We start from the raw sequence: 19,885 nt of genomic DNA, 5'->3' as shown, positions 1-19,885 counted from the left end.
GCATCCATCTCTTCCCGGGAGCGCCCCATGTCTTCAACCCCCTCGTCAGTACGTCCTCGCATGCCGCGTCACGATTCGTCACGGGCATCCCTGCGGCTCGACCGCCTCGGTTTCGTCTGGCCCGACGGCCGCCGCATCTTCGACGAACTCACCGCCACGCTGACCGGCACCGTCGGCCTCGTCGGCCCCAACGGGACCGGCAAGTCCGTCCTGCTCAAGCTTGCCGCCTCGCGCCTCGCGCCGACCGAGGGCGGCCTTTCCGCGCCCGACGACGTCGCCTACCTCCCGCAGGAGACCACCCTGCGCACCGGCGACACGGTCGCCGATCTGCTCGGCATCGCCGGCCGGCTCGACGCCCTGCGCGGAGTGCTGGACGGCGGGCTCGAGGGCGACGAACTGCTGCGCGCCCTGGAGCTGGTCGGCGACGAGTGGGACCTCGAGGAGCGCAGCATCGCGCTCTTGGCCGAGTACGGGCTGCCCGTCGACGGGCCCGGGTTCCTCACCCGTAGCGTCGGGACGCTCTCCGGCGGGGAGGCGATGATCGTCGCGCTCGCCGGCGTCGAGCGCGCGGGTGCAGCCCTCACGCTCTGCGACGAGCCGACCAACAACCTCGACGCCGTCGCCCGCGCCCGGTTCTACTCCGCCGTCGAGCGCTGGGGTGCGGGCCGCGGCGACCGCACCCTGGTGGTGGCCAGCCACGACGTCGAGCTGCTGCGCCGCGTCGACGCCATCGCCGAGCTGCGCCCCGTCGGCGTGCGCTCGATGCTCGCCGAGCGGGCGGAACTGCGCACGTTCGGCGCTTCGGGGACGGCGGACGCGTGGGAGGTCTACCGTCAGGGCCTCGCGGCCGAGCGCGAGAGCGCCGAGCGGCGCGTGCGCGAGGCGGCCTCTCACCTTGCAACCGAGCGCCGGCAGCGAATCGAGGCGGAAACCAAGCTCGCCCGCAGCGCCCGCTCGGGCCGGGCCGCCGCCGACAGCATGCCCAAGATCCTCGCCAACGCGCGACGCAACCAGGCCGAGGCCACGGCCGGCCGGACCCGGACCATGATGGCGGGCAAGGAGGGGGCGGCCCGCGCAGACCTCGACGCCGCCCGGGAGGAGCTGCCGGCGGACATCGCGATCAGCATCGACCTGCCGGACACCTGCGTCCCGGCCGGGCGCACGGTCCTCGATCTTCCGCTCGCGAGCCTTGACCTGCCTCGCGACGCAGTAGTCGATCAGTCCCCCGTCGGCGGCGCAATCCTGCACCTGCGCGGGCCCGAACGCGTGCGCGTGACGGGGCGCAACGGGGCCGGCAAGTCGACGCTGCTCGCGCAAATTGCCGACGCCGCCGTCGTGCCGGTGGGCTGGTTGCGCCAGCGCCTCGGTGGCGGCGACGGCTGGGAGGGCCTCAACGACGACGCCAGCGTGCTCGCGAACGTTCGCTCCGTGCTGCCGGGCTCGACGGAGGCGGAGGTCAAGGCTCGACTGGCGCGCTTCCACTTCCGCGGTGCGCGTGTGGGCGAGGCGGTCGGACAGCTCTCGGGCGGGGAGCGCTTCCGGGTCGCGCTCGCGCGGATCCTGTTGGCGGACCCGGCTCCGCAGCTGCTCCTGCTCGACGAGCCGACCAACAACCTCGACCTCGACTCGGTGGACCAGCTGGTCTCCGCGCTCGAAGGCTTCGGCGGGGCGCTGGTTCTCGTCACGCACGACGACGAGTTTGCGCGCCGAGTCGGCCCGGGCACCGAGTGGCGCGTGGGTTAGTGCTCCGGGGTCGGCCCGAGGGAGGGGCCGGGGACCATTTCACAGGGGACGAGGGTGTGGGGGAGGGGCGAGTCCGGGGCGGTGATCCGGTCGATGATGGCGTCCACGCCGAGCCGGCCCAGCTCGACGGCGGGGGCGCGCATGAACGCCAGCTCCGGGTCTGACATCGTCGCGACGGTTTCCGAGGAGACGATCGAGAGCACCGAGAGGTCCTCGGGGACCCGGGCACCGGAGCGGCGCAGGCCCGTCATGAAGCCCGGGCTCGCCAGCTCGTTCATGATGATCACGGCGGTGGCGTCCGGGAAATCGGCGCGGAAGGTCTCGCCCACGAGGCGGCCCGCGCGCGGATTCTCGCGGCAGTCCACTAAGACCCCCGTCAGGCCCGACTGCGCCAGGGTGTCGTGGAAGGCGCGGCTTGCCCGCGCGATCGCGCCGTAGGCGTGCAGGGTCGTGGGGCCGGAGTGGTCGTAGATGAAGGCGATGTTCGTGTGGCCGAGGGTGACGATCTGCTCGACCGCTTGCACTACCGTCTGCTCGAAGTCGATGTCGACGAAGGGTAGGCCGGAGGGGTCCTGGGTGCGGCCGATCAGAGCGAAGGGCGTGCTCCCGCCGCGCAGGGCCTCGACGCGGGCGTCGTCGAGCTGGACCTCCATGAGCAGGACTCCGTCGATCAGGCCGCTGCGTGTGAGCTCTTCGATTTGCGCGGCCTCATTGGCGGCGGGCCAGAGGACGAGACTGAATCCGCGTTCGCTCGCGCGCTCGGCCGCACTCGTGAAGAAGCGGGTCGCCGTCGCATGCAATTGGCGCTGGAGCGCGGGATAGAGGAGCGCGATGATGTCCGTGCGGCCGCGGGCCAGGGCGCTCCCGGCCGGATTGCGGCGGTAGCCGAGTTCCGCCATGGCCGCCTCGACGCGCTCCCGCGTCGCCGCCGTGACGGGCTTCGTCTTGTTGAGGACGAAGGAAACGGTCGCGATGGAGACCTGGGCGTGCCGTGCGACGTCCTGCATGGTGGCCATGACGCCCTCCTTTTTCGGGTTCCACCTCATTATGCCTGCCGGTAAATCGCGGCGGGTGTTGACAATGTGAATCGCATCACTCCATACTCGACTCCAGACAAGTTAAGCGCTTAACCGGTGGGGTGTCAACGCGATCGAGCGGACACACCGCCGGGGGAGGAGAGGAACGGCATGACAGACGCGAAGAGTGCGCAGACGCTGCGCATCGGCCTGATCGGGTACTCGTTCATGGGCAGCATCCACGCGGCGGCCTGGCAGAGCGCCCCGAAATTCTTCGATCTTGCCGCCCGCCCCGAAATCGTCGCCGTCAGCGGCCGCGACGGGACGCGGGCCGGGGAGTTCGCGACCCGCTTCGGGATCGGGCGGGTCGAGACGGACTGGCGGCGGCTGGTCGAAGCGGACGACGTCGACGTGATCGATATCTGCGTGCCCGGCGACCTGCACGCGCCGATCGCGATCGCCGCGCTCGAGGCCGGCAAGCACGTACTGTGCGAGAAGCCGCTGGCCAACACTCCGGAGGAGGCCGCGGCGATGGTCGCGGCGGCCCGGGCGGCAGCCGATCGGGGCGTGAAGTCCATGGTCGGCTACAGCTACCGCGGCACGCCGGCGATCGCGTACGCCCGGCGCCTCGTTGAGGACGGGCGGCTCGGGCAGATCCGCCACATCCGGGCCCGCTACCTGCAGGACTGGATCGCGGACCCTGACTTCCCGCTCGTCTGGCGGCTCCAGCGCGAACGCGCCGGCTCGGGCGCCCTCGGCGACATCGGCGCCCACTTGGTTGACATGGCCGCCTTCGTCACCGGCCAGCACCTCGCCGAGGTCAGCGCCCTGACCGAGACGTTCGTGAAGCAACGCCCGCTGCCGGAGGCCTCAGGCGGCCTTGCCGCGACGGCCGGCGCGGGCAGCGGTGAGGTCACAGTCGACGACGCCGCGCTCTTCACGGGCCGGACTGACGGCGGCGCCCTCGCCTCCTTCGAGGCCACCCGCTTCGCCGCGGGACGCAAGAACGCGATCCAGTTCGAGGTCAACGGGTCCGCCGGATCCGTCTACTTCGACTTCGAGAACCTCAACGAGCTCTGGTTCCACGACCACACGCTGCCCGCCGCCGAGGCCGGTTTCCGCCGGATCCACGTGACCGAGCCCGACCACCCCTACGTCGACGCGTGGTGGCCGCCCGGGCACGGGCTCGGCTACGACCACGCGTTCGTGCACCAGGCCGTCGGCTTCGCCCGGGCGATCGCCGGAGGCCCCGCCGCCGCCCCTTCGTTCGGCGACGGCGACTACGTCCAGCGCGTCCTCGCTGCCGTCGAGGCCAGCGCCGCCGATGATTCCCGGCTGACGCCGGTCCCCGCCGCGGGCGCCTGAACCGCCCGCGCTGCGCACCTTCCCTCTGATGTACACACCCGACACAGGAGCACCCATGCAGAAGAACACCCCGCCCACCATCCGCCGGCGACTGCTGTCCGCGGCGGCGACCGCCGCCGTCGTACCGCTGGCCCTGACCGCCTGCGGCGGCGGATCCGGCACGGCCGGCTCCGACCCCGACACGCTCACCGTCCTGGACTACTACAACAACGAGCCGGACAAATCCCTGATGCAGGCGGCCATCGACGACTGCGGCGCCGAGATCGGCGTGAGCATCAAGCGCGAGACCGTGCCCGGGCAGGACCTCATCCAGAAGGTGCTGCAGCGTTCGTCCTCGCGCACGCTGCCCGACGTCCTCATGCTCGACAACCCGGACGTGCAGGAGATCGCCCAGTCCGGCGGGCTGACCCCGCTGAGCGACTACGGTCTCGACACCTCCGGATTCGCGCAGGGCATCCTCGACGCGGCCTCCTACGAGGGCGAGGTTTACGGGCTGGGCCCGGTCGTGAACACGCTCGGGCTGTTCTACAACGTGGACATGCTCGAAGAGGCCGGAATCGAGCCCCCGCAGACGTGGGACGAACTGAAGTCCGCGGCCGAGGCGCTCACGGAGGGGGACCGGTACGGGCTCTCCTTCTCCGCCGTCGCGACCTACGAGGGCTCGTGGCAGTTCCTGCCGTTCATGTGGTCCAACGGCGGTGACGAGACGGACCTGACGACGCCTCAGGTCGCCGAGGCGCTGGAGCTGTGGGTCGACCTGGTCGAGTCCGGCTCCGCGTCGGAGTCCGTCATGAACTGGTCCCAGGGGGACGCCAAGGATCAGTTCGCAGCCGGCAACGCCGCCATGACGATCAACGGCCCGTGGCAGATCCCCGCCCTGGAGGAGTCCGGCATCAACTACGATTCCGTGCAGGTTCCCGTCCCCAACGCCGGCGAGACCCCGATCGCACCGCTCGGCGGCGAGGTCTGGACCGTGCCGGCCACCGGGGACGAGGCCAAGCAGGCCAAGGCCGCCGAGTTCGTCGCTTGCATCTCCGGCGAGGAGAACCAGCTCGAGATCGCGAAGGCGACGTTCAAGGTGCCGACCCGCACGGACCTGATCGACGAGTACGTCGAGGAGGTCCCCTCGATGGAGGCGTTCGCCGAGCAGGTCCGCAACGCCCGCTCGCGCACCGGCCAGCTCGGCACCGAGTGGCCCGCCACGGCGACGGAGATCTACACCGCCATCCAGCTCGCGCTGACCGGCAAGGCCACAGCCGAGGAGGCTTTCGAACAGGCCGCGCAGGGCTGACCCCGTGAGTGAGACGCACACTCAGGTGAGAGCACATCCGGGAGCGCCGACCGCCGCGGCGACCGCCGGCGCGCCCGGCCCCGTCCGCCGCCGACGGCTGCGACGGGACGACGTCGTCAAGTTCATGTTCGTCGTCCCGGCCGCCGTCTACGTGGCCCTGTTCTTCGGCTACCCCGTCGTGAAGAACGTGGTCATGGGGTTCCAGGACTACACGACCGCGACGTTCTTCACCGGCGAGGCCCCCTGGGTCGGACTGACCAACTACGTCACAGCGATGAGCAGCCAGCTCTTCGTCCCGGCCCTGTGGAACACGGCCGTCTTCACTGTCGGATCGATCGCCGGGCAGTTCGCGATCGGGCTGGCCCTGGCCGTGTTCTTCCACCGCAAGTTCCCGCTCAGCGGGTTCATGCGGGCCGTGCTGCTGCTGCCGTGGCTCCTGCCGCTCATCGTCGCGAGCGCCACGTGGCGCTCGATCATGGAGCTCGACGGCGGCATCCTCAACCAGGCGCTGCGCGGCCTCGGCTTGGACGCCGTGCCCTGGCTGACCGACCCGGACCTGGCGCTGACCGCGGTGATCCTCGTGAACATCTGGGTCGGCATCCCGTTCAACGTCACGATCCTCTACGGGGGTTTGCAGGAGATTCCCGAGGAGCAGTACGAGGCCGCAGCGCTCGACGGCGCGACCGGCTGGAAGGCGTTCTGGCACATCACGCTGCCGAACCTGCGCGGCGTGATCTCGGTGGTGCTGATCCTCGGCGTGGTCTACACGCTCAAGGTCATCGACATCATCCTGGGCCTGACCAACGGCGGTCCCGCGAATGCCACCCAGACCATCGCCATCCGCTCCTACCAGTCGTCCTTCGTGGACTTCGAGTTCGGCGTCGGGGCCGCCTTCAGCAACGTTCTGATCGTCATCTCCCTCGTCTTCGCGCTCGTCTACCTCCGCAGCACGCGCCGGTCGGCCAACTAGAAAGGAGTACCGACATGACAACCCCCGTCGCACAACGCGCCGACTTCCGGCCCACGTCCCTGCGCTCCCGCAAGGATCTGCGCTACACGGTCCTCGGGGCCGTCTTCGTGGCGGTCATGCTGTTCCCCGTCTACTGGATGGTCAACGCGTCCCTGCAGCCCTCCGGGAACACCCTCAACGCCGACTTCTTCCCGCTCAACCCAAGCTTCGCCGGGTACGCGACCGCGATCGCCGATCAGGGGCCGAACCTGGTGACCTCGCTGATCGTCTCGCTCGGGTCCGTCGTCGTGTCCCTCGCGATCGCCACCCCGGCCGCCTACGCGCTGGCGCAGTTCCGCTACCGGTGGATCAACGTCGCCCTCCTGATCATCCTCATCGCGCAGATGATCCCGGGCATCGTCATCGCCAACGCCCTCTACGCCGCCTACAACACCCTCGGCCTGCTGAACACGACGCTCGGGCTCATCCTCGCCGACGCCTCGCACTCGATCCCGTTCGCGATCCTGATCCTGCGGGCCTTCATGCAGGGGCTGCCGCCGTCGATCCTCGAGGCCGCGCGCGTCGACGGCGCCGGGCACGTGCGGGCGTTCGTCTCGATCGCCCTGCCGGTCTCGCGCAACGCCGTCGTCACCGCCGCGCTGTTCGCGTTCCTGTTCGCGTGGAGCGACTTCCTCTTCGCGCTGACGCTGACGACAACGGACGAGCTGCGGCCCGTGACCCTCGGCATCTACCAGTATCTGGGCACGCAGGTCTCCAACTGGGGTGCCGTCATGGCCACGGCCGTGCTCTCCTCGCTGCCGGCGATCGTGCTGCTCCTGCTCGCTCAGAAGTTCATCGCGGCCGGTGCCACCGGGGGCGCCGTGAAATAGCGCCGCCGACTGCCGCACATCATACGAATTCCACGAAACGAGGTAACCACCATGAACGGAAACACCACACCCGAGCCCCCGATCGACGTCGTCGTCTGGGGCGAGAACCGGCACGAGCAGGTCCAGCAGAAGGTGCGCGACATCTACCCCGACGGCATGCACGCCACCATCAAGGAGGGGATCGAGGAGAACCTCGGGGCTCGCGCCCGCGTCCGCACCGTGACCCTCGACGATCCGGAGCACGGTCTGACGGAGGAGCTGCTCGCCGGCACCGACGTTCTCGTCTGGTGGGGGCACGCGGCCCACGGGGAGGTCGCCGACGAGATCGTCGAGCGCGTGCACCGCCACGTCCTGGCCGGGATGGGGCTGCTCGTCCTGCACTCGGGCCACTGGTCCAAGATCTTCACCAAGCTCATGGGCACCACGTGCACGCTGCGCTGGCGCTCCAAAGACGACCGCGAACTCGTCTGGACCGTCGACCCCACGCACCCGATCGCCCGCGGCATCCCGCACCCGTTCGTCATCCCCGCCCAGGAGATGTACGGCGAGCAGTTCGACGTCCCGGCCCCCGACGAGCTCGTGTTCCTCTCCACGTTCACCGGCGGCGAGGTTTTCCGATCGGGTATGACCTACCGCCGCGGTCACGGGCGGATCTTCTACTTCAGCCCGGGCGATCAGGACTACCCGGTCTACCACCAGGAGGAGGTGCGGAAGGTGATCTCCAACGGCGTCGAGTGGGCCAAGAGCCTGCGCACCGAACGCGAGACGCCGACGCTGTTGCGCTACGATGCGGAGGACTTCTACAACGGCCACGGCTACGAGGGGGCGATGGAGAATTGACCGCGTTCGCGACGATTCCCGGCGGAGCTCCGATCCGCGTCGTCCAGGTCGGCGCCGGCGGCATGGGGCGGAACTGGCTGGGCGCGATCACGGCGAACCCCGACGTCGAGCTCGTCGGCCTCGTCGACCTCGATCTGGACGCCGCCCGCGCGGCGCTCGATGCTCTCGCCGCCTCCGGCGTCCCCGGGACGCACGACGTCGTCATGGGCCGGTCGGTTGCTGACGTCGCCGCCCGCTCCGGCGCCCAGGCGGTCGTCAATGTGACGGTGCCCGTCGCCCACCGGCCGGTGAACGAGGAGGCCCTCTTCGCCGGGCTGCCCGTGCTCTGCGAGAAGCCGGCGGCGCCGACCGTCGCCGAGGCGCTCACGCAGGCCGCGTCCGCCGCCGTCGCCGGGCAGCTGCTCATGATCAGCCAGTCCCGCCGCTACTTCGCCGCCCTCGACGCCCTGGTGGCGCAGGTCGGGAGCCTGGGCGAGATCGGGACCGTGGACTGCTCGTTCTTCAAGGCGCCGCGCTTCGGCGGATTCCGCGAGGAGATGGACCACGTCCTGCTCGTCGACATGGCCATCCACCACTTCGACGCCGCCCGCCGGCTCATCGGCTCCGATCCCGTCGCCGTGTACTGCGAGGAGCACAACCCCGGCTGGTCCTGGTATCGCGGGGCCGCCAACGCGTCGGCGGTCTTCGAGTTCGCCTCCGGCGCCAGGTTCGTCTACGCCGGCAGCTGGTGCGCGCCGGGAGCGGAGACCAGCTGGAACGGGAGTTGGCGCGTGAGCGGCGAACGCGGCACGGCCCGCTGGGACGGAGACGGCGCGCCCGTGGCGCACCTGCCGCCGGCGCCAGTAGAAACCGCGGTGCTCGAGCCGCGGGCCGAGGAGACGGCCGGGGCGCTGGCCGAGTTCGTCGACTGCCTGCGCACGGGGCGCTCACCCGGGACGACGGCGGCCGCGAACGTTCGCAGCCTCGCGATGGTCGAGGCAGCGATCGCCTCGTCCGAGTCGGGGCACCGGGTGCTGATCGACGACGTCGTGGCGGTGTCCCTGGCTGCGGCCCGTGAGCGCGAGGAGCGGCCGGCGGTCCGGGCGGAGCTCGACGCTCTGGGAGCGGGCGCGTTCGCGGGCTGACGCCCGCGAAGGTCAGCCGACGAGGTTCGTCAGAGTTCCCGAGGGTGCGCCGAGCAGGCGCTCGGCGAGGCCGTTGAGGGCGCTCGTGCGCGTGGCGGGACGCCAGTGCACGAGCGCCTGCGCGTTGAGGCCGTCGATCATCCCCAGCAGGTGCCAGGCCGCCTCGTCGGGCGTCTCGACGGCGAACTCCCCGCTCGCGACACCGGCCGCGATCACCTCGGCGAGGGCCGCGTGCCAGGCGTCCATGACGTCGCGGACGCTGGCCGCGAGGCGTTCGTTGGTCCGGCCCAGGGTCCACGCCTCGACCCAGACGAGCGTGACGTCGTCGCGCGTGGAGTCGAAGACCGTGGCGAGCAGCTGGGCAAGGCGTCGGCTCGGCGTCGGCGCCGAGTCGAGGATCTCCCGGACCTCCTCGAGCTCGGCGCGCGTGATGCGCTCGAAGCACGTGGCGACCAGCTCGTCCATGCTCGAAACATAGTGCGCGACGAGGCCCGGAGCGACGGACGCGGCGGCCGCCACCGAGCGCAGCTTCACGGCGGAAAGCCCCTCGTCGCAGGCGATTTTGATGGCGGCGTCGACGATCTCGGCGGAGCGTTGGGCGGGTGGCTTGCGGCCGGTCGGCCGGCTGGTGGCTCTTGACATGATGAGTCCAGTGTAGTTAAGGTCACAGTCAGTTGTTGATCACATGATCAATAAGCGACCGACAGTCACGAGGACCTGACGCATGAGCAACGAACTACTGACGCAACCGCCCGAGGGGGTGCCCGCGGCCCCGGCAGCAACCCGGTCCCCGGCGGCGACCGCGGGCGGCGTCGGGCACGTCGAGACGCACGGGCTGGACTACATCGCCCCGTCCGAGCGCGGCGGCTCGCCCGTCTCCCTGTTCTGGATCTGGATGAGTGCGAACGTCCTCTACCTCTACTTCGTGATCGGCGGCGGCCTCGTCCTGCTCGGTCTCTCGGTTCTCGAGGCGCTCGCCGTCACGGTCGTCGGCAACCTGTGGTGGGCGGTCGTCGGCTGGCTGGCCGTCAGCGGCCCCGCCGCGGGCGCGCCCAGCGTCACGATCATGCGCGCCATGTACGGCATCCGCGGCAACCGCATCTTCGGCGGCGGGCTCGGCGTGCTCATCGGCCTCTTCTACGAGGTCATCAACATCGCCGTCGGCACCTTCGCGGCCCTGGCCCTGCTGCCGATGCTCGGCGTGCAGCTGACCGGGCCGGGTGAGTGGGTCGTCCTGATCGTGGTGGCCTTCCTGAGCTTCATCTTCAGCGTTTACGGCCACGGCACGATCATGGCCCTGGCCCCCTACTTCTCGGCCGCGCTCGCGGTCGCCTTCGTCGTCCTGGGCTTCTTCGTCCTCGGCGCCGCCGACTTCTCCTACACCGCTCCCGAGATGCCGGCCGGCGAACGCTGGGCGCTCATCGCCCTGGGCTACGCGATCGTCGCCTCCGGCCCGCTGTCCTGGGGCACCGGCGCCGACTACTCGCGCTACCTGCCGGCGAACACGCCGCGGCGCGGGGTCATCTGGTGGACCGCGCTCGGCGGCTTCATCCCGGCCGTCGTGATCGGTTCCCTCGGTGTCGTCGCGGCCACCGCGATCGACATGACGGACCCGCAGCGGACCATTTCCGAGATCGTCCCCGGCTGGTTCACCCCGATCTTCCTCTTCGTCGTCCTGCTCGGCACCATCACGAACAACGTGCTCGTGGCCTACTCGACCGGCCTCTACGCGCAGGGCCTGGGCCTGCGGCTCTCGCGCGCCACCACCGTCGTCGTGACGGGGCTGGCCGCGACGGCGATGGGCGCCTGGCTCGTCTTCGCCGCCCCCAGCTTCCTCGACACCCTGAACGCTGCGCTCGAGCTGAGCGTGAGCGTGCTCGGCCCGCTCGTGGCGATCTATGCCGTCGACATCCTCCTGCGCCGGAACCGGTACGACGGCGTCGCGCTCAACGACGAGTCCCGGGGAAGCGCGTTCTGGTACAGCCGCGGGTACTTCACTCCGGGTGTCGTCGCGATGGTCGTCGGCACGTCCGTCTCCCTGCTGCTCGTGAACTCGACCCTCTTCGTGGGTCCGATCGCCGCGGCCCTCGGCGGCGCCGACCTCTCCGCGCTCCTCGCCCCCGTGATCGGCGGCGGCGTCTACGCGATCCTCTGGCGCACCACCGCGCCCTACAAGAACCCCGCCCTCCGTCCCGACGCCACCGCGCCGGAGACCGACCGAATGGAGAACGCCGCATGAGCTGGCGCATGCCCGCAGAGACCGCCGACCACGAACGCACCTGGATGGCGTTCCCGCGGCCCGGAACCACCCTGGGAGACGACGCCGCCTCGGCCGAGGAGGCCTACGCCGCCTGGACCGCCGTGGCCCGTGCCGTCGCCGAGTTCGAACCCGTGACGATGGTCGTCGACCCGTGCGAGATGGACCGGGTGCGCAACCTGCTCGGCGGCGACGTCGAGCTGCTCGATGCCCCGCTGGACGAGTTCTGGATGCGCGACGTCGGCCCCACCTTCGTCGTCGACGACGAGCGCCCCGGCGTGCTCGGCGCCGTCGACTGGATCTTCAACGGTTGGGGCGCCCCGGAGTGGGCCGAGTGGGACAAGTCGGCGAAGATCGGCGCGTTCGTGGCCGAGGCCGCCGGCGCCGAGCGCGTGCCCTCCCTGCTCGTCAACGAGGGCGGTGCGATTCACGTCGACGGGGCCGGGACGGTCCTGATCACCGAGACCGTGCAGCTGGACCCGGGCCGCAATCCGTACGCGACGCGCGAACTCGTCGAGGCGGAGCTGGCCCGCACGATCGGCACGACCAAGACGATCTGGCTGCCCCGCGGGCTGACCCGCGACTACGAGGACTTCGGCACGCGCGGCCACGTCGACATGGTCGCCACGCTTCCTGAGCCGGGACGCCTGCTGCTGCACCACCAGACGAACCCGGAACACCCGGACTTCGAGGCCTCCCGCACCCTGCGCGAGTTCCTCTCCGGCCAGACCGATGCGGCCGGGAAACCGTTCGATATCGTGGACGTGCCGGCCCCGTCCCAATTGCGCGACGATGAGGGATTCGTCGACTGGTCGTACGTGAACCATCTGGTGGTCAACGGGGGCGTGATCGCCTGCGGATACGACGACGGACCCGCCGACGCGCGTGCAGCTGAGATCCTCGCCCACGCCTACCCAGGCCGCCGCGTCGTGACCGTGCCCATCCGCCCGGTGATCGACCGCGGCGGCGCTATCCACTGCATCACCCAGCAGCAGCCCCGCCTGACCGGCGTCGCGGCTTCCTAGAGGAGGGCACCATGAGCCACTATCCAGTCGTGGAGGCCACGATCGCCCGGCTGCGCGCGGACCTCGCCTCCGGCGCGGTCACCGCAGTCGAACTCGTCGCGGCGTACCTCGCACGCATCGACGCCTTCGATGCCTCGGGCCCGGAACTGAACGCCGTCGTCGTGCGCAACGACGAGGCGCTCGCCGAGGCCGCGGCCTCCGACGCGCGCCGCGCCCGCGGCGAGACGCTCGGCCCGCTGGACGGCATCCCGTACACCGCGAAGGACTCCTACATGGCGCGCGGCCTCACCGTCGCCTCGGGATCGCCGGCGTTCGAGCACCTCGTCGCGCAGCGCGACGCGTTCACGATCGGCCGGCTGCGCGCGGGCGGGGCGATCCTGCTGGGCCTGACCAACATGCCGCCCATGGCCAACGGCGGCATGCAGCGCGGCGTGTACGGCCGGGCCGAGAGCCCGTACAGCGCCGACTGGCTGACGAGCGCGTTTGGTTCCGGCTCGTCCAACGGCTCGGGCACCGCCACGGCGGCCAGCTTCGCGGCCTTCGGCCTGGGGGAGGAGACGTGGTCCTCGGGGCGGGCGCCGGCGTCGAACAACGCGTTGTGCGCCTACACTCCCTCCCGCGGGGTCATCTCCGTGCGCGGGAACTGGCCACTCGTGCCGACGATGGACGTCGTGGTGCCGCACACGCGCACGATGGCCGACCTGCTCGAGGTCCTCGACGTCATCGTCGCGGACGACGCCGAGAGGCGCGGCGACTTCTGGCGCGTGCAGCCGTGGGTCGAGATCCCGGCGGCCTCGGCCGTGCGGCCCGCCTCGTACCCCGTCCTCGCGGACGGTCCCGCCCCGCTGGCGGGCAAGACCATCGGCGTGCCCGCCATGTACATCAACCAGGACGACGACGCCGGCACCGGCCCGGCCTTCCGCGGCCTCGACGGTGTGCGCGGCATCGGCGGCTCCACCGGGCAGCGGATCGAGACCCGGGCGAGTGCAATCGACCTCTGGGAAGCCGCGCGCGCGGACCTAGAGGCGGCGGGCGCGACCGTCGTCGTCGTGGACTTCCCCGTGGTGACCAACTACGAGGGCGACCGGCCGGGGGCGCCGAACGTCGCGACGCGCGGGCTTGTGAGCCCCGAGTACCTGCGGCGCGAGATCGTCGACCTGTCCGTCTTCGGTTGGGACGACTTCCTGCGCGCGAACGGCGACCCGAACCTGAACCGCCTGGCCGACGTCGACGGGGAGCGAATCTTCCCGCACCCCGACGGGGCCCTGCCGGATCGGTACCACGGGTTCGACGACGACATCGCGTCCTACCCGGCGCACGCGGCTGAGCACCCGGTGACCGACGTGACGCAGATCCCCGAGCTGGAGGCGGGCGTGCGCGGGCTCGAGGAGACGCGCCGCGTCGACCTCGAGAAGTGGATGGACGCCCGCGGGCTCGACGCCGTCGTGTTCCCCGCCGTGGCCGACGTGGGCGCCGCGGACATGGACGTGAACCCTGCCTCCGCGGAGGCGGGCTGGCGCAACGGCGTCTGGGTCGCCAACGGCAACCTCGTCCCGCGGCACCTGGGTATCCCGACCGTGACCGTGCCGATGGGGACGATGGCGGACATCGGCATGCCGGTCGGGTTGACGTTCGCGGGTCGCGCCTACGACGACAACGCACTGCTGGCCCTGGCCGCCGCGTTCGAGGCGACGGGTCAGCGCCGCACGGTTCCGCCGCGCACGCCCGAGCTCGGCTGACACGCCTGCCGGCTGCCAACGCACAGCGAGCCCGGAAGCCATGACGGCTTCCGGGCTCGCGGTTCGTTCAGGCGCTGACGGTTGCCGAGAACACCTCGCGCCCGCCCACGAAGGTCGAGACGATGCGCGAGGTCAGCAGCGACTGCGGCCCGTCGGTGAACGGGTCCGCATCGAGGACCGCGAAGTCCGCGTGGTAGCCGGCGGCGATCATGCCGCGGTCGCCGCCGTCCCCGACGGAGATCGCCGCGTCGCGGGTCGCGTGGCCGATCGCGCTCGCGAGCGGCAGTGCCAGCTCGGGTTCGACGGGCTCGAAGGAGGCGTCGAGCGCCGAGTGGCGCGTCGTGGCGACGTACATGTTCCCCAGCGCGTCGTGCGGGGCGGTCGGGGCGTCGGTCGAGAACGCGAGCAGTGCGCCGGCGTCCTCGTATTCGCCCCACGCGAAGCCCCGGGCCGCGCGCTCCGCGCCGAGCATGGCGTCCCAGTTCGGCCGGACCGCCGCGTCGGTGTGCACCGGCTGCATCGACGCGGTGATCCCCAGGGCTGCCAGACGCTCGGCCGTGCCCTCGGCGGCGTATTCGAGGTGCTCGATCCGGTGGCGGCGCTCGCGGTCCCCGTTGGCGGCGACAGCGTCCTCGAGCGCGTCGATCGCGTTCGAGCTCGCCGCGTCGCCGATCGCGTGCACCGCGATCTGCAGTCCGAGCCGGTCGGCTTCGACGACGGCCGGCCGCAGCGCGTCGAGCGGCCAGATCGGATCGGCGTTCGACCCGTCCGTGTAGGGCGCGCCGAGCGAGGCGGTGCACGCGTCGATGACGCCGTCGGAGATGAACTTGACCCCGACCACGCGGAACGAGCCGCCGAAGTCGCGCCCCGCCAGCTCCGCCGCCCGCCGGATCTGGTTGTTGTTGCGTTCGGCGTCGCCGTGGTTGTCGATGAGCCAGTGCGCGGCCAGGCGCACGGGCAGGTCCCCGCCGTGCCGGGTGAGCGCGCGTTCGACGGCGGCCAGGTCGGACTCGCCGAACGCCATGTCGACGGCGCCGGTCACGCCGGCGGCGAGATAGGCGTCGAACGCCCGGTCCAGCGCCACGTCGCGGTCGGCGTCGGTCGTGTGGGTCTCGAGGTGTGGCCAGACGATCTGCGACGCGGCCGTCTCAAGCAGCAGGCCGGTCGCGCGCCCGTCGCCGTCGCGGACGATCCGCCCGCCGATCGGGTCCGGGGTCTCGTCGGTGATGCCGAGCTCGTCCAGCGCGGCGGTGTTGACCCAGCACGAGTGCAGGTCGTTGGCATCCAGGTAGACGGGCACGTCGGCGACGGCGTCGAGCATCGCCGCCGTCGGAGCGCCGCCGGGGACGGAGTCGAAGAGCCAGCCGCGGCCGAGGATCCGCGCAGCCTCGGGGTCTGCGGCGCGGGCGTCGGTGATGCGTTCCTGGATCTGCTCCAGGTTCCGGGCCGAGGTCAGCTCGACCTTCCCGAGCGCCTGGCCGGTCATCAGGAGGTGGGTGTGGGCGTCGATGAATCCGGGGACGACAACGCGGCCGCCGAGATTGACCGTCGCGGCGGCTGCGTCCGCCCGGGCTGCGGCGCCCTCCTCATCGCCGACGAAGACGAAGCGTCCGCCCTCGACGAGTGCGGCCTGGGCGCTGGGGCCGTCGGCGCCGGGTTCGGCGGTGAAGATCCGGGCGTTGCGGTAGAGGGTCTGGTCCATGGTGTCCTCGCGTTGTTCAGGAGGGGGAGCGCGCGGTGGCTACCCCAAAACTAATAGTATTAGTTACGAGTATGGCGCACCTCACCCCGAAAGGGAACCCGTGGAGCGGGGTTTGCGCTGGAAGGTTGCTGAGAATTGGACACCGGCTGCCGGTATCCGTTGCGGCGAGGGCGGCGCCGGGCATAACTTGGTCCCAGCGACGCCCGGTGCGGCGGCGCCCTTCTGTGGACCGAGCGCGGCCCCGCGGCCGCAAGGAGGCGGAGATTCAGATGCTGACTGGGGCGGATGCGAACGGACCGCACAAGTTCGTGCAGCTCTTCTTCGCGCTGGTCCTCCTGCTGATCCTCAGCGGTTGCGGGGTGAGCATCCCCGCGGACCCGGACGGCACCCTCGACTCGGTCCGCGGCGGGACGCTGCGCGTCGGTGCGGTGCCCAACGGGGAATTCGTCGAGGTCTCGGGGCCCGCCGGACCCCGCGGTGCGGTCGGCGAGGAGCAGGTCTCGGGGTCGGAGGTCGATCTGGTCCGCGGCTTCGCCGACGAGCTCGGCGCCGGAATCGAGTTCTACGTCGCCGGCGAGGAGGAACTCGTGAGGCGGTTCGACGACGGGAGCGTCCACCTGGTCATCGGCGGTCTGACGGACAAGACCCCCTGGGAATCCGACGCCGGCGTCACGCGACCCTATGCGGAACGAGTCCTCGGCGGCCAGAAGCGGAAGCTCGTCATGCTCGTGCCGCCAGGGGAGAACGCCTTCACCTCCGAACTCGAGCGCTTCCTCGACGCCAGCGCGGCAGGAGCCGCCCGATGAGAGCGATGACCGGCCAGCAGCACCAGCTCCCCGAAGACGTGCGCGACAAGCTGGCCCGCGCCGTCCGACTCGAGTGGATCACGCTGGGCTATCTGGTTGTCACGGTGACGCTCGTGACCATGGTCATGGGCAATTCGCAGGCCATGAAGACCGCCTGGGTGGAGGACCTGCTCTCCGCGGTCCCGCAGATCGCCTTCCTGAGCGCCCTGATGTACACCCGGCACCGCCGCAACCCGAAGCACCCCTACGGGTACCACCGGGCGACCGGCGTGGGGCACCTCGTCAGCGGCGTCACGCTGGCAGTCGTCGGCGCCATCATGGCCTACGAGTCCGCTTCGGGGCTCCTTAAAGCGGAGCATCCGGCAATCGGAACCGTCCAGCTGCTGGGCCACACGGTCTGGCTCGGCTGGCTCATGGTGGCCGTGATGGCTGTCATCGCCGCCCCGGCGGTGATCCTCGGCCGGCTCAAGGCGAAGGCGGCCGGCCCGCTGCACAACAAGCTCCTCTACGCGGATGCCGACATGGCCAAGGCCGACTGGACCACCAACGTCGCCTCCATCATCGGGGTCCTGGGCGTGGGCGTCGGCCTGTGGTGGCTGGACTACGCGGCGGCGCTCGCCATCTCCGCGGGCATCCTCAAGGACGGCGCCGTCAACACCCGCAACGCGGTCCTCGGCCTGCTCGACGCCCGCGCCACGACCTACGACAACCGCAAGCCGGACCCGATGATCGGGGAGATCGAAGCCGCGGTGGGGCAACTGCCGTGGGTGCGCGAGGCCGCGGCCCGCGTCCGGGACATGGGCATGGTCTTCCACATCGAGGTCTTCGTGGTGCCGCGGGGCGCGGTCGGCCTCGACCAGACGGAGGAGGCCCTGGCCAGCGTCGAGGAGACGGGCTGGAAGGCGCACGACGTCGTCGTCGTTCCGGTGCGCGAGCTGCCGGACTACCTTTTCGACGGAGCGGCGCGCGAAGAGTGATCCCGGCGCCAGCGGCTCAGCCCGCGGCGAGCCAGTCGAGCAGCTCGCCGGTGCCGAGGACCGGCTGGCGCAGCTCCCGGCTCAGGATCTCGAGCGACGCGCCGCAGCGCTCGGGATCCTCGGACCCGATCGCGTCGGACGCATAGGCGACGCGCAGGTTCTCCGCGAAGGCGTCCGCGCCCGTGCGGCTGATGCAGCTCTGCCCGGAGACCCCGGCGATCGCGATCCGGGTGCACCCGCCGATCCGCAGCCGCTGGGCCAGGTCCGTGCCGTGAAAGGCGCTGTCGCGGATCTTCACGAGCCGGTGCCCGTCACCCAGATCGAGCTCCTCCAGCGGTTCCGCCTGCGTGCTGCCGGCGAAGTTGAAGCCCTGATCGTCGTCCAGCATGCTCAGCGTCCACGTGGACTTGTCGCGGGCGTGCTCGGTCACGACGTGGAAGAGTGCGGCGCCGCGGTCCCGGGCGGCCGCGGCCAGGCGGTTCGACTCCCGCACCAGCGGCTCCCGGATCCGCGCGAGGCCCGGGTCCTCGAAGAACCCGTTCTGGAGGTCGATGAATACGACGGCGGCGCCCACTCGCTCTCCTCATCTCGCGTGCGGCCGTGCCCGGCTGGCGCGGACCTGACGAGACGGATTATTCCGTACGCCGGCCCGCGCCGGTAGCGTCACCGCCCGGAGCAGCGGAGGGCCGGTTCAGACGGTCGGCTGGGAGGTGAGTCGCGCGTCGTCGTCCCGGGTGTCGGCGGTGCCAGCGCTGTCGTCCCCGGTGCTGTTGTCACCTGCACCTTGTCCGGCGGCGGCGGCTTTCGCGCTGCGGCTGATGCGGCTGGAGAGCGCGGCGACGGCGGCCGTCGGGACGGCGAGCACGACGCTCACGAAGCCGAGCGTGATCGTGAATCCCTCCGGGCCGAGCGCGCCGAGGATCGCGGCGCCGATGACCGGCGTGAGGCTCGAACCGACGAGATAGGTGGCCAGGAGGGGGCCGGACCAGCGGCCGTCCGCCGAGAGGGCCGCGGCGACGGCGACGAAGTACATGAAGGACAGCGCGTAGACGGTATTCCAGGCGATGAAGACGACGATGAACGCGGTGGGGGTCTCGACGAATCCGGTGGCCGCTTTGAGGGCCCCGCCGACGAGCAGGAGCACCACGAGCGGGACGGCGCGGCCGAGGCGGTCGCCGATGACCATCAGGACGATCGAGCCCAGCAGGCCGCCCGCCGTCGCGCCGCTGAGTGCCAGACCCAGCCCGGCCGGGGTGAGGTCGGCCTGCATCTCGCCGACCGCGCCGGCCATCGCCCAGAGGGAGTCCTCGCCGACAGCCCAGAGGGTGAAGGTCACGAGCAGCACCAGGCCGGCGGTCAGGAGGCGGCGGTCGGCGGTCTTCGCTGAAGCGGGTGACGCCGGGCCCTGGCGCATGGGCACCGCCTCGGCGATGCCGGCGGCAGCCGAGGAGCCGATGGTCGGGGCTTTCGGAAGCCAGCGCGAGAGGGCGAGGCCGATGAGGCAGAACAGGGCCAGTGAGCCGAAGACGCTGATCGGCGCGATGCCGAGCACCGGGATCACGGCGAGGACGACCGTGATGATGCCGCGGTTCGCCAGCCCGTTGAAGCCGGCGATGCGATCGGGGTCGCGGAAGGCGGCGAACGCGGCACCCGAGGCGGCGACCGCGCAGCCGACCCCGGCCCCGCCGACGAGCAGACCGGCGATGATCACGGCCGGCGCAGGGACGAGAGCCGCCGTGCCGAAGGCCGCCAGTCCCAGCGCGAGGCCGCTCCGGGCGACGACGTGTCGGCGCGGTCCGGCGCACAGCGGGGCCACCGACAGCCCGACGACGGCGGTCAGCAGCAGTACGCCCGTCACGGTCCAGCCGGCGGCCAGGAATTCGAGCCCTGCCGCGTCCTCTAGGGCCGAGATCATGTAGGGCGAGAGGTTCACGCCCAGGTAGCCGGCGATGCCGATCAGGAAGGTCGCGGATGTGGTGCCCGGGCGCATCGGGAGGCGCGGGTCGGTCGTGGCGGTGCTCATGAGATCTCCGTAACTAATGCCGTTAGTTTTTACGAGTATGACGCACGTCACCGAAAATGAAAACCCCTTCTTTCGTGGCGTTGTCCGTCACACCGCACCGACCGGCGGGTAGCGTGGGAGGGCACGACGCGCAATCAG

17 protein-coding genes are annotated in these 19,885 nt (G+C 71.0%); 12 read left to right on the top strand and 5 right to left on the bottom strand.

All coding sequences use genetic code 11. The features are described 5' to 3' along the window. Window positions 1-60: 60 nt before the first annotated feature. Window positions 61-1,743 carry an ATP-binding cassette domain-containing protein gene (locus EV380_RS09455; RefSeq protein ID WP_130450952.1) on the top strand — a complete coding sequence of 561 codons (1,683 nt, stop codon included), beginning with the start codon at window positions 61-63 and terminating at the stop codon, window positions 1,741-1,743. Here EV380_RS09455 and EV380_RS09450 read toward each other — a convergent pair. Continuing rightward, window positions 1,740-2,759, bottom strand: a complete 1,020-nt coding sequence (locus tag EV380_RS09450; protein ID WP_165391924.1) for a LacI family DNA-binding transcriptional regulator — start codon at window positions 2,757-2,759, stop codon at window positions 1,740-1,742. The two genes, EV380_RS09455 and EV380_RS09450, sit on opposite strands and share 4 nt — an antisense overlap. Window positions 2,760-2,930: 171 nt before the next feature. On the opposite strand from EV380_RS09450, the gene EV380_RS09445 reads away from it, so the two are divergent. From EV380_RS09445 to EV380_RS09420, 6 genes are read left to right on the top strand one after another with little or no spacing between them, the layout of a single operon-like run. Beyond that, window positions 2,931-4,124 carry a Gfo/Idh/MocA family protein gene (locus EV380_RS09445; protein ID WP_130450950.1) on the top strand — a complete coding sequence of 398 codons (1,194 nt, stop codon included), beginning with the start codon at window positions 2,931-2,933 and terminating at the stop codon, window positions 4,122-4,124. A 55-nt stretch (window positions 4,125-4,179) separates the two neighbouring features. Beyond that, window positions 4,180-5,415, top strand: coding sequence for a sugar ABC transporter substrate-binding protein (locus EV380_RS09440; protein WP_102157310.1), 1,236 nt, complete (start codon window positions 4,180-4,182; stop codon window positions 5,413-5,415). A 25-nt stretch (window positions 5,416-5,440) separates the two neighbouring features. Further along, window positions 5,441-6,385: a carbohydrate ABC transporter permease gene (locus EV380_RS09435; RefSeq protein ID WP_423219023.1), complete on the top strand. Its 945-nt coding sequence runs from the start codon at window positions 5,441-5,443 to the stop codon at window positions 6,383-6,385. 14 nt (window positions 6,386-6,399) lie between these two features. Further along, the gene (locus EV380_RS09430; RefSeq protein ID WP_102157309.1) at window positions 6,400-7,254 is read left to right on the top strand and encodes a carbohydrate ABC transporter permease; all 855 of its coding nucleotides are present in this window, start codon (window positions 6,400-6,402) and stop codon (window positions 7,252-7,254) included. Window positions 7,255-7,305: 51 nt separating this feature from the next. Then, the gene (locus EV380_RS09425) at window positions 7,306-8,094 is read left to right on the top strand and encodes a ThuA domain-containing protein (RefSeq protein ID WP_130450949.1); all 789 of its coding nucleotides are present in this window, start codon (window positions 7,306-7,308) and stop codon (window positions 8,092-8,094) included. Further along, a complete protein-coding gene (locus tag EV380_RS09420) occupies window positions 8,091-9,218 on the top strand; it encodes a Gfo/Idh/MocA family protein (RefSeq protein ID WP_242607566.1) in 1,128 nt (375 codons plus the stop codon). Before EV380_RS09425 ends, EV380_RS09420 begins: the two co-directional genes overlap by 4 nt. Window positions 9,219-9,230: 12 nt before the next feature. Here EV380_RS09420 and EV380_RS09415 read toward each other — a convergent pair whose 3' ends face one another. Beyond that, window positions 9,231-9,860, bottom strand: coding sequence for a TetR/AcrR family transcriptional regulator (locus EV380_RS09415; protein WP_130450948.1), 630 nt, complete (start codon window positions 9,858-9,860; stop codon window positions 9,231-9,233). A gap of 82 nt (window positions 9,861-9,942) precedes the next feature. On the opposite strand from EV380_RS09415, the gene EV380_RS09410 reads away from it, so the two are divergent. From EV380_RS09410 to EV380_RS09400, 3 genes are read left to right on the top strand one after another with little or no spacing between them, the layout of a single operon-like run. Further along, the gene (locus tag EV380_RS09410; protein ID WP_130450947.1) at window positions 9,943-11,457 is read left to right on the top strand and encodes a purine-cytosine permease family protein; all 1,515 of its coding nucleotides are present in this window, start codon (window positions 9,943-9,945) and stop codon (window positions 11,455-11,457) included. Then, a complete protein-coding gene (locus tag EV380_RS09405; RefSeq protein WP_130450946.1) occupies window positions 11,454-12,500 on the top strand; it encodes an agmatine deiminase family protein in 1,047 nt (348 codons plus the stop codon). The genes EV380_RS09410 and EV380_RS09405 overlap by 4 nt, the downstream gene beginning before the upstream one ends. 11 nt (window positions 12,501-12,511) lie before the next feature. Next, window positions 12,512-14,239 carry an amidase gene (locus EV380_RS09400; protein WP_130450945.1) on the top strand — a complete coding sequence of 576 codons (1,728 nt, stop codon included), beginning with the start codon at window positions 12,512-12,514 and terminating at the stop codon, window positions 14,237-14,239. 67 nt (window positions 14,240-14,306) lie between these two features. On the opposite strand, the gene EV380_RS09395 is transcribed toward EV380_RS09400, so the two are convergent. Continuing rightward, a complete protein-coding gene (locus EV380_RS09395; RefSeq protein WP_130450940.1) occupies window positions 14,307-15,941 on the bottom strand; it encodes an amidohydrolase in 1,635 nt (544 codons plus the stop codon). 269 nt (window positions 15,942-16,210) lie between these two features. Between EV380_RS09395 and EV380_RS09390 the strand changes: the two genes are divergently transcribed. Further along, on the top strand, window positions 16,211-16,747 hold the full coding sequence (locus EV380_RS09390) for a transporter substrate-binding domain-containing protein (RefSeq protein ID WP_130450938.1): 537 nt from the start codon (window positions 16,211-16,213) through the stop codon (window positions 16,745-16,747). Further along, window positions 16,744-17,724: a cation diffusion facilitator family transporter gene (locus EV380_RS09385; RefSeq protein WP_130450936.1), complete on the top strand. Its 981-nt coding sequence runs from the start codon at window positions 16,744-16,746 to the stop codon at window positions 17,722-17,724. The genes EV380_RS09390 and EV380_RS09385 overlap by 4 nt, the downstream gene beginning before the upstream one ends. Before the next feature lie 16 nt (window positions 17,725-17,740). Here EV380_RS09385 and EV380_RS09380 read toward each other — a convergent pair whose 3' ends face one another. Both EV380_RS09380 and EV380_RS09375 read right to left on the bottom strand, forming a co-directional pair. Next, window positions 17,741-18,298: a cysteine hydrolase family protein gene (locus tag EV380_RS09380; protein WP_130450934.1), complete on the bottom strand. Its 558-nt coding sequence runs from the start codon at window positions 18,296-18,298 to the stop codon at window positions 17,741-17,743. Window positions 18,299-18,415: 117 nt separating this feature from the next. Further along, window positions 18,416-19,747 (bottom strand): MFS transporter, encoded by a 1,332-nt coding sequence (locus EV380_RS09375; protein WP_130450932.1) that lies wholly within the window; start codon window positions 19,745-19,747, stop codon window positions 18,416-18,418. Window positions 19,748-19,885: the final 138 nt, after the last annotated feature.

This window comes from Zhihengliuella halotolerans, from assembly GCF_004217565.1.
In the GTDB taxonomy this organism is placed as follows: Bacteria; Actinomycetota; Actinomycetes; order Actinomycetales; family Micrococcaceae; genus Zhihengliuella; species Zhihengliuella halotolerans.
The sequence above is the reverse complement of the archived record's forward strand: the minus strand, read 5'-3'. Positions and strand labels throughout refer to the sequence as shown.

What these genes read in the sequence shown, in the direction of transcription:
- EV380_RS09455 (WP_130450952.1), top strand. Translation starts at nt 61, where the DNA reads ATGCCGCGTCACGATTCGTCACGGGCATCCCTGCGGCTCGACCGCCTC.
- EV380_RS09450 (WP_165391924.1), bottom strand. Translation starts at nt 2,759, where the DNA reads ATGGCCACCATGCAGGACGTCGCACGGCACGCCCAGGTCTCCATCGCG.
- EV380_RS09445 (WP_130450950.1), top strand. Translation starts at nt 2,931, where the DNA reads ATGACAGACGCGAAGAGTGCGCAGACGCTGCGCATCGGCCTGATCGGG.
- EV380_RS09440 (WP_102157310.1), top strand. Translation starts at nt 4,180, where the DNA reads ATGCAGAAGAACACCCCGCCCACCATCCGCCGGCGACTGCTGTCCGCG.
- EV380_RS09430 (WP_102157309.1), top strand. Translation starts at nt 6,400, where the DNA reads ATGACAACCCCCGTCGCACAACGCGCCGACTTCCGGCCCACGTCCCTG.
- EV380_RS09425 (WP_130450949.1), top strand. Translation starts at nt 7,306, where the DNA reads ATGAACGGAAACACCACACCCGAGCCCCCGATCGACGTCGTCGTCTGG.
- EV380_RS09415 (WP_130450948.1), bottom strand. Translation starts at nt 9,860, where the DNA reads ATGTCAAGAGCCACCAGCCGGCCGACCGGCCGCAAGCCACCCGCCCAA.
- EV380_RS09410 (WP_130450947.1), top strand. Translation starts at nt 9,943, where the DNA reads ATGAGCAACGAACTACTGACGCAACCGCCCGAGGGGGTGCCCGCGGCC.
- EV380_RS09405 (WP_130450946.1), top strand. Translation starts at nt 11,454, where the DNA reads ATGAGCTGGCGCATGCCCGCAGAGACCGCCGACCACGAACGCACCTGG.
- EV380_RS09400 (WP_130450945.1), top strand. Translation starts at nt 12,512, where the DNA reads ATGAGCCACTATCCAGTCGTGGAGGCCACGATCGCCCGGCTGCGCGCG.
- EV380_RS09395 (WP_130450940.1), bottom strand. Translation starts at nt 15,941, where the DNA reads ATGGACCAGACCCTCTACCGCAACGCCCGGATCTTCACCGCCGAACCC.
- EV380_RS09390 (WP_130450938.1), top strand. Translation starts at nt 16,211, where the DNA reads ATGCTGACTGGGGCGGATGCGAACGGACCGCACAAGTTCGTGCAGCTC.
- EV380_RS09385 (WP_130450936.1), top strand. Translation starts at nt 16,744, where the DNA reads ATGAGAGCGATGACCGGCCAGCAGCACCAGCTCCCCGAAGACGTGCGC.
- EV380_RS09375 (WP_130450932.1), bottom strand. Translation starts at nt 19,747, where the DNA reads ATGAGCACCGCCACGACCGACCCGCGCCTCCCGATGCGCCCGGGCACC.